At 66.0% G+C, this 11,634-nt stretch carries 11 protein-coding genes; 5 read left to right on the plus strand and 6 right to left on the minus strand.

Features of this window, described 5'->3' with window-relative positions:
• Positions 1 to 243 precede the first annotated feature (243 nt).
• The 3 genes from gfo6 to OPC11_RS09555 are packed head-to-tail and all read right to left on the minus strand — an operon-like array spanning position 244 to position 2,753.
• Positions 244 to 1,320, minus strand: a complete 1,077-nt coding sequence (gene gfo6 / locus OPC11_RS09545) for a D-xylose 1-dehydrogenase Gfo6 (protein WP_264781725.1) — start codon at positions 1,318 to 1,320, stop codon at positions 244 to 246.
• Positions 1,321 to 1,346: 26 nt separating this feature from the next.
• Complete coding sequence (locus OPC11_RS09550; protein WP_264781726.1) at positions 1,347 to 2,165, minus strand: arylamine N-acetyltransferase; 819 nt, start codon at positions 2,163 to 2,165, stop codon at positions 1,347 to 1,349.
• A 6-nt stretch (positions 2,166 to 2,171) separates the two neighbouring features.
• The gene (locus OPC11_RS09555; RefSeq protein ID WP_264781727.1) at positions 2,172 to 2,753 is read right to left on the minus strand and encodes an NADPH-dependent FMN reductase; all 582 of its coding nucleotides are present in this window, start codon (positions 2,751 to 2,753) and stop codon (positions 2,172 to 2,174) included.
• 130 nt (positions 2,754 to 2,883) lie between these two features.
• Here OPC11_RS09555 and OPC11_RS09560 point away from each other — a divergent pair, with 130 nt between their 5' ends.
• Entirely contained in the window at positions 2,884 to 3,831 is a 948-nt protein-coding gene (locus OPC11_RS09560; protein WP_264781728.1) for a hypothetical protein, read from the plus strand.
• Between the two features lie 16 nt (positions 3,832 to 3,847).
• Here the strand turns inward: OPC11_RS09560 and OPC11_RS09565 are convergent, their stop codons facing one another.
• On the minus strand, positions 3,848 to 4,795 hold the full coding sequence (locus OPC11_RS09565; protein WP_264781729.1) for an AIR synthase family protein: 948 nt from the start codon (positions 4,793 to 4,795) through the stop codon (positions 3,848 to 3,850).
• 212 nt (positions 4,796 to 5,007) lie between these two features.
• Here OPC11_RS09565 and thsA point away from each other — a divergent pair, with 212 nt between their 5' ends.
• A complete protein-coding gene (gene thsA / locus OPC11_RS09570) occupies positions 5,008 to 6,645 on the plus strand; it encodes a thermosome subunit alpha (RefSeq protein WP_264781999.1) in 1,638 nt (545 codons plus the stop codon).
• A gap of 659 nt (positions 6,646 to 7,304) precedes the next feature.
• Here the strand turns inward: thsA and rbcL are convergent.
• Positions 7,305 to 8,552: a type III ribulose-bisphosphate carboxylase gene (rbcL, locus tag OPC11_RS09575; RefSeq protein ID WP_264781730.1), complete on the minus strand. Its 1,248-nt coding sequence runs from the start codon at positions 8,550 to 8,552 to the stop codon at positions 7,305 to 7,307.
• 135 nt (positions 8,553 to 8,687) lie between these two features.
• Here rbcL and OPC11_RS09580 point away from each other — a divergent pair, with 135 nt between their 5' ends.
• Complete coding sequence (locus tag OPC11_RS09580; RefSeq protein ID WP_264781731.1) at positions 8,688 to 9,068, plus strand: hypothetical protein; 381 nt, start codon at positions 8,688 to 8,690, stop codon at positions 9,066 to 9,068.
• Positions 9,069 to 9,212: 144 nt separating this feature from the next.
• Here the strand turns inward: OPC11_RS09580 and OPC11_RS09585 are convergent, their stop codons facing one another.
• Positions 9,213 to 9,383, minus strand: a complete 171-nt coding sequence (locus OPC11_RS09585; protein ID WP_264781732.1) for a hypothetical protein — start codon at positions 9,381 to 9,383, stop codon at positions 9,213 to 9,215.
• A gap of 74 nt (positions 9,384 to 9,457) precedes the next feature.
• Here OPC11_RS09585 and OPC11_RS09590 point away from each other — a divergent pair, with 74 nt between their 5' ends.
• Both OPC11_RS09590 and OPC11_RS09595 read left to right on the plus strand, forming a co-directional pair.
• Positions 9,458 to 9,970, plus strand: a complete 513-nt coding sequence (locus OPC11_RS09590) for a gamma carbonic anhydrase family protein (protein ID WP_007979335.1) — start codon at positions 9,458 to 9,460, stop codon at positions 9,968 to 9,970.
• A 133-nt stretch (positions 9,971 to 10,103) separates the two neighbouring features.
• A complete protein-coding gene (locus OPC11_RS09595) occupies positions 10,104 to 11,633 on the plus strand; it encodes a trehalose-6-phosphate synthase (RefSeq protein ID WP_264781733.1) in 1,530 nt (509 codons plus the stop codon).
• Position 11,634 lies beyond the last annotated feature (1 nt).

Here is an 11,634-nt window from a genome sequence, read left to right on the forward strand (position 1 = left end):
GGTATTCAAAACATTTATTCTTTGCCGAGTAAATCGTTCGGATGCAGGCGAGCGGCCGCGAGCGTCCATGGTAGTATGCTCACACGAACCCGAACGTCTGTCCAATATGCAGTTCTGGCCGCTCGCGTTTTCCCGTGCGCTGTTCCGCGAGTCACAACCGCGTCGCCGAACTCTGCGTCGTCGAAATCTGCGCCACCGAACTGGTTCCCGAAGTGCCCGGTTTCCGCCGTTCGCGGACGCTCGTTAGCGTTCGACCGCCACGCGCTCGCCGGTTTCCGCCGACTCGTAGATGGCTTCGATGGTTCGCATATCGACCAGTCCGTGCGCGCCGTCTGGTCCGGGGTCGCGGTCGGCGAGCAAACGGTCGGCGAAGTAGTCGAACTCCTCCCGTTCCTCGTTCACGGGCGCGACCGAGAACGCGGCCGCCGCGTCGCCGCGTTCGACCGTCAATTGGGCCTCGCCGAAGAACGCCGGGGAGAGCGTCAGTTTTCCCTCGGTCCCCGTCACCGAGAACTCGCTTCCCTTCTGGGCGTACTGGCTGGCGACGCAGGCCGCGGTGACGCCGTTGTCGAACGCGACCTCGAACGAGACGTGTTGGTCCACCCCGGCGAAGTGTTCGTGCGGACTCCGCGTCGTCCCCTGCGCGCTCACCGGGTCGGAATCGAGGACGAATCGGGCGGTGTTCAGCGGATAGATGCCGAGGTCGATGAGCGCCGAGCCACCGGCGAGGTCGGCGTCGAGTCGCCACTGGTTCGGGTCGGGCGTTATCTGCTCGAAGACGTTCTGGCACATCGACCCCTCGACCAGTACGGGGTCGCCGACGAATCCTTCCCGCACGAGGTCGTGCATCCGCCGGACGGCCGGATTCACGTGCATCCGGTAGCCGACCATCAACTGCACCCCGGCCTCGTCACAGACCTCGACCAACCGCTCCGCTCGCGCGGCCGAGACCTCCATCGGTTTCTCGCACAAAACGGCCTTGCCGAGGTCGGCCGCCGTCTCCGCGAATTCGAGGTGTGTCGCGTTCGGCGTGGCGATGTACACCGCGTCGTACGCGTCCACGCCTTCCCCCGCGTGGAATTCCTCGTAACTCAACGCGCGGGCGGCCCCCGTTTCGTCGCGGAGTCGAGCGGCCTTTTCCGCCGAGCCGCTGACGAGCGCCCCGATTTCACAGCGGTCGCTGTCCCGAAGGGCCGGGACGACCATCTCCGTCGTGAACCAGCCGAGGCCGACGAGCGCGAAGCGAACTCGTTCGTCCGAGTCGGTCGCGGTCTCCCAATCGCGCCGGGTGAAGTCGTCGAGATGGTCTGCGAGCGTCATCTTCCACAGGAACGAGCCTGTGGCGGTTAGCGTTTGGGGCGCGTCGCCTCGGGACGGTCGGTCACGCCGAACTCGGTTTCGAGCGCGTCGTACCACTCCGCCTCGGCGAGCGACCGCTCGCGCTCCTCGCCGTTTTCGTGCCGGGTCAACGCGTCGGTGGTGAGCTTCGCGTGTCCGGAATCGGTCGCGATGGTGACCACGGGGTCGCCCGTGAACGGCGACTCGGGTGCGGATGCGAGGTATTCGCACGTCGCCTCGAAGTACGACCGCTCCCTCGGGACGTCGCGGAAGACGTACCGCGTTTTCCATTCGGGATTCTCCGCTGGCGAGTCCCGGAACTGGGTCGCGTAGTCCGAATCGGGACGGTCGCTTTCGACGGTGCGCCATTCGACGCCGATGCCGTCCCGCGTCGTGTCGCCGTCGAGCGGGAGCGGACGCCGCATCGTCGGGACTCCCATCCCCACGTCCACGACGTACGGCCGGTCGAGCGTGACGACGTTCGTGAGGTGGTTCGCGGGGGGACGCGCCTCCCCGTCCGAGAGCATCATCGCGGCGCGTCGGCTCACGTCGAACCCGAGTTCGGCGAGGAGGTCGCCGAAGAGACCGTTGAGTTCGAAACAGAATCCGCCGCGGCGATTCTCGACGATTTTGTCGTAACAGTCATCGGCGGCGAGCGATACGCCCGCTCCCTCGCGGTTCCCGAACGGGTCGCCGGTGATGGCGACGTTCTCGAAGGGGACCGTCGTGACGTGCGCGCGTTGCAGTCGGGCGAGCGTTTCGAGGTCCGCGTCCCGCACGCTCGACGGGTCGAGGCCGATTCGAGCGCAGTATCGTTCGTGATTCATGCTGGCTTAGAATCCGGTGACCGATTCGATGGTCGCGCTGGCGACCTCGGGATACTGCTCGACACCGGCGAACAGGACGAGGTGTTCGCCGAGGCGACGGACGCGCTCCGCGGCGGCCGGGTCGGTCAATTCGCCGTCCGCAAACGACGAATCCACGTCGGAGACGCCGACTTCGAGGGGAAGCGTCCACGCGTTCAACGCTCGGCAGACGGACCGAAGGTGTTCGAGGGCGGACGTCGGAAACCGGCCGCCGGACACGGCGAGCAACCCGACCGTCTTGTCTTCGAACTCCTCGAAGCCGCAGTAGTCGAGCGCCGTCTTCAGCGGCGAGGAGTACGACCCGTGGTACATCGGCGTGCCGAGCAAGATTGCGTCGGCGTCTCGGAGCGTCCGTCGAAGCGATTCGGCGTCTGCCGGGGACGCTTCGTCCGCGTCCACCAGCGGCAGGTCGTAGGTGCGCAAGTCCACGAGCGTCGTCACCGCACCGGCCGCTTCCGCCGCGTCGAGTGCCGTCCCGAGGGCGGCCCGCGTTCCGCTTTCGTCGCGCAAACTCCCGCACAGCGCGACGACGTGAGTATCGGGTTCCATTTTCGTCGGAAGAGGCTACCGCCGACAGCCACTAAAGCGCTCGCTGAAGACGGATACAGTTGTCAGTCTGTCACGTCCGCCGAACCGACCAGAAGAGATTACCCGGTCGGTGGAAAACCGCCGTCACGAGATGCAGGACGAGTTCGAATCGGCGACCGAATCGTCGGTCGCATCGACCGAGGCGCTCACGCTCATCGGCAACGACGTTCGGGCGGGAATCCTCCACGCGCTCAGCGACGCCCGGGGCGGGGAGGGAAACCCGCCCGCGCTCTCGTTCTCGGAGCTGCGCTCGCGCGTGGGCGCGGACGTTGACAGCAGTCGGTTCAACTATCACCTCCAACGGCTCGTCGGTGAGTTCGTCGAGCGGCGGGACGACGGCCACTCGCAACTCGTCGAAACGGTCGTCGAGCAGGAGGGGACCGGCTACGCGCTCCGCCCGGAGGGGACGATGCTCACCCGAACGATTCGCGCCACGACGGACGGAGACGGCGCGTCCCTCTCCCCGACGGAACTCGATACGGACTGTTACTTCTGCGGGGAACCCGTCGAGGCGATGTACGAACACGCCCTGTTCAAGATACAGTGTCCGGGCTGTTCGTACCTGTACGAGTACGACTTCACGCCCCCCGGCGTCCTGCACGGCGACGACGGGAGCATCGTCGCACAGGCCAGCGAGTACAACCGGTCGGTTCGCCTCGCGTTCGCGCGGGGGGTCTGCCACCTCTGTGGGAACGCGGTGGACACGACGTTCGTCGAGCCGTCCGAGACGGGCTATCCGCGCCCCGACAAGCGCGCGGTGTGCATCAACCGCTCGTGTGACCGCTGTAATCACCGGAACTACTTGCGGCTCGGCGAAGCCCTCCTCGGAAACCCCGCTCTCATCTCGTTCTGCCACGAGCGGGGTCTCGACGTGACGGCGACGCCCATCTGGAAGCTCGAATTCGCCGCGACCGACCGCCACGTGACCGTCCGCTCCACGGACCCGTGGGAAGTCGCGCTTCGCGTTTCCCTCGACGGCGACACGCTCGAACTCGTCGTGGACGAGGAACTGAGCGTCGTTGAACACTCGATTTCGTAACCGAAGCCACGCGACGCTACTCCCAGAGGGCGTACAACTCGTCCCGCGGCGGGTCGGTGATTTCCTCGTCGTCCAGCGCGAGCGCGCCGTCGCCTTCGACGACGCGCCCGACGACGGCGGCCGGGATTCCGGCCTCTCGAACCGCGTCGAGCGCCTCCTCGACCGACCCTTCGGGGACCGCCGCGAGGAGCGCCCCGGACCCGAAGATGCGGAGCGGGTCCACGCCCATGGTGTCACAGAGGTCGCGGGTCGCGTCCCGGACCGGCACGTCGTCGCGGGCGACTTCGAGGCGCACGCCGGAAGCTTCCGCCATCTCCAACAGTCCGGTGACCACGCCCCCCTCCGTCGGGTCGTGCATGGCGTGGGCGTACTCGCGGAGGTGGCGGGCGTCCTCGGCGACGCTGATTTCCTCGAAGAACGATTCGCCGCGTTCGGCCGCCGGGCCGACTTCCGCGCGGAAGTCGGTGGCGAGGATGGCCGTGCCCTCGATTCCGGCACCCTTCGTCAGAATCAGTCGGTCGCCCGGTTCCGCCCCGCCGGTCGGGACGAACTCGTCGGCGAGTCCCATGCAAGTCATCGTGACCATCGGCCGCGAGAGGTCGGGCGCGTACTCGGAGTGGCCGCCGACGATGGCGATGTCGAGTTCGCTCGCCGCCTCGTCTATCTGTCGGGTCACGACGTCCAGCGTCTCCCGGTCGTCGTCGGGGAGGAAGACGACGTTCGTCAGCCATCGCGGGTCGGCTCCGGAGCAGGCCACGTCGTTGCTGGCGACGTTGACCGCGAGCGTGCCGAGTCGTTCGCGCGCCAGCGAGAGCGGGTCGGAACTGACGACGAGCGTTCGTTCTCCCACCTCGATTGCGGCGGCGTCCTCGCCGTAGCCGGGACCCACGGAGACGGCCTCGTCGCTCGCGCCGGTTCGGGAGACGACGAGCGCGAGGTCCTCAGGGTCGAGTTTACCGATCATGCTCCGACGTTCACACGACGTGCCAATGTGCGTTTCGTCGTGGCGCGGTTGCAGTTTCGTCGCGGTGTGGTCGTCTGTTTCGTCGTGGCGCGGTCGTCGAATTCATCACGATGATTTCGGCGCGCTACGAGATGACCGCTCCGCTCGCGTCACGGGACTAGTTCTTTTGTGCATGCTGTCGTATCCGGTGTGGGGGTATCATGGCAGACAGAATGCAGACCGGACCGGTCCTGATACTGGGGGAGGAGGCACAGCGAACGAGCGGACGCGACGCCCGCGAGATGAACGTCACCGCCGGGCGAGCGGTCGCAGAGGCGGTACGCACCACGCTCGGCCCGCGAGGAATGGACAAGATGCTCGTCGATTCGATGGGCGACGTCGTCGTCACCAACGACGGCGTGACAATCCTCACGGAGATGGACATCGAACATCCGGCGGCGACGATGGTCGTTGAAGCCGCCGAAACCCAAGAGGACGAGACGGGGGACGGGACGACAACGGCGGTCATCCTCGCCGGGGACCTGCTTCGCCGGGCGGAGGAACTGCTCGAACAGGGCGTCCATCCGACCACGGTCGCGCGGGGCTACCGACAAGCGAGCAGGGAAGCGTCACGGGTACTCGAATCGGCGTCGCATCCGGTCGAAGAGAGCGGCCTGCTCGTCGAAATCGCTCAGACGGCGATGACGGGGAAGGGGGCCGAAGCGGCCAAACAGGCACTCTCGGAAATCGTCGTGCAGGCGGTTCGCGCGGTCCGCGACGACGAGAGCGACGACATCGACCTCTCGAACGTCACCGTGGAGACGGTCGTCGGGGGAGCCATCTCGGGGTCGGACATCGTGGAGGGCGTCGTGGTGGACAAGCAGCGCGTGAACGACGACATGCCGTGGCACGTCGAGGACGCCACCATCGCGCTGGTCGATACGCCCATCGAGGTACAGGAGACGGAGGCGGATACGGCGGTCAGCGTCACCGACCCGGACCAACTTCAGGAGTTCCTCGACCGCGAGGAGGCACAACTCCGGGAGATGGTCGATAGAATCGCCGACAGCGGCGCGAACGTCGTCGTCTGCCAGAAAGGAATCGACGACCTCGCACAGCACTTCCTCGCACAGGAGGGCATCCTCGCCGTTCGCCGTGCGAAACAGAGCGACGTGAACCACCTCGCGCGGGCGACGGACGGCCGCGTCGTCTCCAGCCTCGACGACATCGACCCCGACGACCTCGGGCACGCCGGACTCGTGGCCGAACGCGACGTGGCGGGGGACACCCGGATTTTCGTCGAGGAGTGTGACAACCCGCGAAGCGTCACCCTGCTCCTCCGCGGCGGCACCGAGCACGTCGTCGAGGAGGTCGAGCGGGCCGTTCACGACAGCCTCGGCGTCGTCCGCGTGGCCCTGCTGGACGGGCGGGTGTTACCGGGCGGCGGCGCACCCGAAACCGCGCTCGCGCTCGCCCTCCGGGAGTATGCGGACGGCGTGGGAGGTCGGGAACAACTCGCGGTCGAGGCGTTCGCCGACGCGATGGAGGCGATTCCCCGCACGTTGGCCGAAAACGCGGGCGTCAGCCCCGTCGATGGAATCACGGAGCTCCGAAGTCGGCACGACGCCGGGGAGGAGAGCGCCGGAATGAACGCCGAAACCGGCGACGTCGTGGACATGCTCGACGCGGGCGTGGTCGAACCCCTCCGCGTCAAGACCCAAGCCATCCAGAGCGCGACCGACGTTGCCGAACTCCTGTTGCGCATCGACGACGTGATTTCCGCGGGCGACCTCGGAGGGAGCGAGGACGAAGCGGGCGGCCCCGAGATGGGTGGCATGGGCGGTATGGGAGGAATGGGCGGTATGATGTAGGACGGGAGTGGGATTCCGTTTCTCGTTTTTATTCCCAACGAGGGACGGTGTTCGCGGAGTTTGTGGACAGCGACGAGCGGAGAATATTCTCGGCATACCTCGCGCGGGATGTGAGTTGTCGTGAGTACGATTCGTAGCAAACTTCGAACGCCCCTGCCCGCCCGCTCCGAATTGGTAGTTCTTCTGTGACCGCCCGCTCCGAATTGGTAGTTCTTCTGTGACCGCGTGTACAGACGTCAATGAAACCACCACCGCACCGCAACCACACCGCGTGCTCGCGGCGTTGCCGTCGTCTCGCGGGCCGTTCCCGCTCGACTGTCCGCGGAACGTCGTTCCGCGCTATTCGCATTCGAGGTTTCTTCGAACCCTCGCACGCCACTCCCTCCCCAACCGATTCGCTCCACTCCGGAAGAGCACGCTCTTCCGTGCTCTCGTTCGTTGCACTCACGAGAACTCCGTTCCGCTCATCCACCGTCAGAGCGAAGCTCTGACGAGCCATTCGTTCGTTCCTTCGTCACTCACGAAGACCTCGCACGCTATCACCACAGCCCGTCGGACGACCGCTGTCCTCTGGGCTGTGCCAGCGCGCGCCATATCGAAAAACCAGTGGTCGTCACACCGTCAACTCCCGAACCGGGGCGAAACCGGGAAATCCGGCTCTAGCGCGGCGTCTCGGTGCCCCACTTGTCGAGGGCGACTTTCAGTTCGGGGTGGTCCTCGGCGTACTCTTCGAGCGGGATGCCCGCCACCGTGGCATCGACGGATTGGCGGAGCGCGGCCGCGCCCGCGCGGGTGCCGTCGGGGTGGCCGTGGACGCCGCCGCCCGCCTGGATGCAGATGTTCGTCCCCTCGCGGTCGATGAGTTCGGCGACGAGGCCGGGGTGCAGGCCGCCGGAAGCGACGGGGAGCACGTCGTTCATACCGTAGAGGTCGGAGTAGAGCCACTCGTTGATACCCACCGTGTCCTCGTTTTCGAGTTTGCCGAGGTCGGCGGTGCCGGTGTGGAGTTGGTCCACGCCGCAGATGCGGGCGATTTGCGCGAGGACGCGCATCGAGACGCCGTGGCTCGGAATACGGTCGAACGCGGCGTGCATCGCGCGGTGGGCGTGGATGGCGAGGCCGAGTTCCTCACAGCGCTCGCGGACGCTCTGGACGGCGCCCCAGCCGGTCGTGATGACGTCCACCATCACGTACTCACAGCCCTGTTCGGCCACCATGTCGGCGCGTTCGAGCATGGTGTTCGTGTCCGCCGTGATGTTGACGAGGTAGCTCTTCTTCTCGCCCGTCTCGTCCTGTGCGTCGTCCCGCATGGCGAGGCTCTGGGTGAGGCGGTCGGCGAAGGGGTTGAACTCTTGGTCGGTGAGGTTCTCGTCGTCCTTCAGGAGGTCGAGGCCGCCGACCCACGCCTCGTAGCCGATTTGGGCGTGCTGGTCGGTCGAGAGGCCGACCTTGGGCTTTGGGACCGTGGCGGTTATGGGTCGCTCGCCCGCGTCGAAAATCTCGTTTCGAACGCCGCTGCCGAACTGCGGGCCGGGGAAGGAGGTGGTGAGCGGTTCGGGCCAGTCGCAATCGAGCAGGCGAATCCGCTCGACGGCCTTCATGCCCATGATGTTGCCCGCGATGCAGGAGAGTACCTGTGGCATGCTCCCGTCCTCGAACAGCGCGTCCGGGTAGGCGACTTTCACTTCGTTCCCCTCGATGCTGAACGTCGTGGCGCTCAGGTCGGTGATGCTCCCTTCGACTTGGAGTTCGGCCCACGTCCCGTTCGAACTCTCGCTGGCGACGCGGCTCGCCGCGTCCTCCATGTCCATGTCGGCGGCCGGTTCGACGTGGAAGGTGCAGACGAGTTCCGATTCGGCGGGGGTGTATCCGAGGTCGAGGAAGTCCTCGTACTTTATGCCGGGCATAACCCGTACGTTCACCGTCGTTGGTTAAAAATCCACCCGCCGATTCCGGGAAACGTGGGTGAACGGGGGGAGCGATGTGCGGCGATTCGTGTCGGAGAACGGAACGCTTACGCTACCGTCCGAAAATCGACTCGTATGAATCGACGGGGATTCGTCCGATACGGTTGCTCGCTCCCCCTTTTGGGCGGTACCGGGGGGTGTCTCTCCGACGGGTGGGGAACGAACCCGCACACAGAGACGATAACGGTGTATAACCGCCTCGACAGGAAGGCGACCGTTTCGCTCGACGTGCGGCGACCCGAGAAGCGCGTTTTCTCCGGGCGCGAATCGATTCCCGCGTCGGGGTCGTGGGACGTTCCCGACGAGTTCGGACCCGGAAGCTACGACCTCTCCGTCGAGGTTTCTGCTGGCCCGTCGGCACGGACGTCGTGGGAGGTCCCGGCGGACGGTCCCGACCGAGGGTTAGGCATCGAGATACGGCGGTCGGGAATCGAAATCACCACGTGGGTCGATTGAACCCCGCGGCGACACCGACCGCGCGACTCGGCCACCACCCCCACGTCGTTCCACCGGAGCGACCGTAACGCGTACTCGTGGCTGGAGTCGCGGGGACGAACGGGATGAGTCTCGAGAGACGTGTGGTGCGAGTGGTCGAGACGACTACCAGAGCGTTCGCCCGTTCTCGTCCACCTGTCCGACCCAGAGCAGGTGTGAGAAGGGGACGAACGCGAGGAAGTCGCCGTCCTCGTCGAACAGTCGAACGCCGGGACCTTCGATTTCGTACTCGGCGCACTCTATCTGCTCGCCGTCGGAAATCTGTGCCTTGAACATGGGGACACACACGACCGGCGCGACCTAAAAAATGACCCCGCCAAAGCTTTGGTCGAGAACGTCGTGTCAGGGGTATGGTTCGAACGTACGGGTTCGAAGGGGGTGAGCCGTCGGTGCACGAGGACGCCCACGTCTGCCGGGAGGCGACCGTGGTGGGGGACGTCGAAATCGGGGCCGACGCGAGCGTCTGGCCCGGTGCCGTCCTCCGAGGTGACGTGGCACCGGTGCGCGTCGGCCGGGAGTCGCACGTCGGAGACAACGCGGTCCTGCACGCCTCGACGGTCGGCGACCGGGTGATGGTCGGTCACGGCGCGGTGTTGAACGACGCGGAGGTCGGCGACGGGTCGCTCGTCGGGTTCAACGCGACGATAAACAGCGACGTTCGAATCGGCGAGCGGAGCATCGTCGCGGCCGGGACCGTGACGCTCGAATCGGCCGATATTCCGCCGGAGTCGTTCGTTCGGGGGATTCCCGCGCGGGTGACGCCGCTGTCGGAGACGACCATCGACGCGGAGGAAATCTTCGAGTCGTACTCCTCCGGGGAGTACACCGGGCTTGCGAAGCGCCACGGTGCGCTGTTCGAGTAGGGCGTCGAGACAGTGGCCGAGTGGGAGGGTCGGCCGCAAAGCGTGCGCGATTCCACACGATAATAAAGTAACTTGCGAGCGCAACCCACGCAGTGATTCGTTTCAGTGGCCCAGATACGGGACGAGCGACATAATGAACAAAACCGTTGACGGTACCGTCTCCGATACGGAGGAGCGGGAGGCCGTTTCCGCGACACCGCCGTTCGGAGACCGAGAATTGGTCCTCGTATCCAACAGGGAACCATACGTGCACGAACGCGACGACGACGGCATCAGCGTCGCCCGTCCAGCGGGTGGCCTGACCTCCGCGCTCGACCCGATGATGGCGAGCACGGGCGGGACGTGGGTCGCGTGGGGGAGCGGCGACGGCGACGAGGAGATGAGCGACGAGAACGGGTGCGTTCGCGTCCCCCCGGAGTCACCCTCCTACGAGCTGAAGCGCGTCGCCCTCTCGGAGGAACAGGTGACCAACTACTACTACGGCTACAGCAATCAGGTGTTGTGGCCCCTCTGTCACTCGGACATCGCCAAGATGACGCCGAAACCGGAGTTCTGGCGACACTACCGCGAGGCGAACGAGCGCTTCGCGGACGCGATACGGGAGCGGGTGGACCCGTCGGAAGCGGTCGTCTGGTTTCAGGATTACCACTTCGCGCTCGCGCCACGGCTGATCCGCGAGTCGGCACCCGATGCGTTCTGCATGCAGTTCTGGCACATTCCGTGGCCGTCGTGGGACGTGTTTCGAAGTTGCCCGGAACACGACGAACTCCTCGACGGGTTGCTGGCGAACGACCTGCTCGGCTTCCACACCGACCGCTACTGCCGGAATTTCCTCGACTGCGCCTCGAAAGCGTTGGGCGCGGACGTGAACCGCGAAACGGGAGTGATTCGCTACGGCGGGCGAACGGTTCGCGTCGAGTCCTTCCCGCTCGGCATCGACGCCGTGGAGCGACGACGCCTCGCGGGGTCGGCGGAGGCTGACGAAGCGTGGGAATCCCTCCGGGACGCGTACCCGCTCGGGGCGGAGCGGTTGGCGCTCGGCGTCGATAGACTCGATTACACGAAGGGAATCGAACAGCGGCTGACCGCCCTCGAACGGCTCTGGGAGGAGCGACCGGAGTGGCGCGGACGGGTCACGTACGTCCAGAAGGCGAGCGAGAGCCGGAGCCGAATCGACGACTATCAGCGCGTCCAAGCGACCGTGACGGGGGAAATCGAGCGAATAAACGAGCGATTTGGAACGGACGCGTGGCGACCCATCGTGTACATCGACGACCGACTCTCGACGGCCGAACTGGCCGCCCTGTACCGAGAAGCGGACGTGGGGCTCGTGAGTTCCCTCCGTGACGGGATGAACCTCGTGGCGAAGGAGTTCGTCGCCTCGCAAGTGGACGACCCCGGCGTGTTGGTCCTCAGCGAACTCGTCGGCGCACACGAGGAACTCGGAGAGGCGGCGATGACGGTGCATCCGAACGACGCCGAAGCGTTCGCGGACGGCATCGAGCGAGCGCTGACGATGGACCACCCGGAACGGTCGAACCGCATGACGCAGCTGCAAGCCGAGGTCGAAGAGAACGACATCGAGGCGTGGAAGAACGACGTGCTCCGGCACGCCGGAGAGGTCTTGAACCGGAAGCGACGTGCGGACCGCGACGGCGCGTGAC

Origin of the sequence: Haladaptatus sp. T7, assembly GCF_026008575.1 — an archaeon.
GTDB lineage: Archaea > Halobacteriota > Halobacteria > Halobacteriales > Haladaptataceae > Haladaptatus > Haladaptatus paucihalophilus.

Excerpts from the sequence above, each read along its gene's own strand:
- OPC11_RS09565 (WP_264781729.1), bottom strand. The coding sequence starts at position 4,795 with ATGATCGGTAAACTCGACCCTGAGGACCTCGCGCTCGTCGTCTCCCGA.
- OPC11_RS09555 (WP_264781727.1), bottom strand. The coding sequence starts at position 2,753 with ATGGAACCCGATACTCACGTCGTCGCGCTGTGCGGGAGTTTGCGCGAC.
- OPC11_RS09550 (WP_264781726.1), bottom strand. The coding sequence starts at position 2,165 with ATGAATCACGAACGATACTGCGCTCGAATCGGCCTCGACCCGTCGAGC.
- OPC11_RS09590 (WP_007979335.1), top strand. The coding sequence starts at position 9,458 with ATGGTTCGAACGTACGGGTTCGAAGGGGGTGAGCCGTCGGTGCACGAG.
- OPC11_RS09585 (WP_264781732.1), bottom strand. The coding sequence starts at position 9,383 with ATGTTCAAGGCACAGATTTCCGACGGCGAGCAGATAGAGTGCGCCGAG.
- OPC11_RS09595 (WP_264781733.1), top strand. The coding sequence starts at position 10,104 with ATGAACAAAACCGTTGACGGTACCGTCTCCGATACGGAGGAGCGGGAG.
- rbcL (WP_264781730.1), bottom strand. The coding sequence starts at position 8,552 with ATGCCCGGCATAAAGTACGAGGACTTCCTCGACCTCGGATACACCCCC.
- OPC11_RS09560 (WP_264781728.1), top strand. The coding sequence starts at position 2,884 with ATGCAGGACGAGTTCGAATCGGCGACCGAATCGTCGGTCGCATCGACC.
- OPC11_RS09580 (WP_264781731.1), top strand. The coding sequence starts at position 8,688 with ATGAATCGACGGGGATTCGTCCGATACGGTTGCTCGCTCCCCCTTTTG.
- gfo6 (WP_264781725.1), bottom strand. The coding sequence starts at position 1,320 with ATGACGCTCGCAGACCATCTCGACGACTTCACCCGGCGCGATTGGGAG.
- thsA (WP_264781999.1), top strand. The coding sequence starts at position 5,008 with ATGCAGACCGGACCGGTCCTGATACTGGGGGAGGAGGCACAGCGAACG.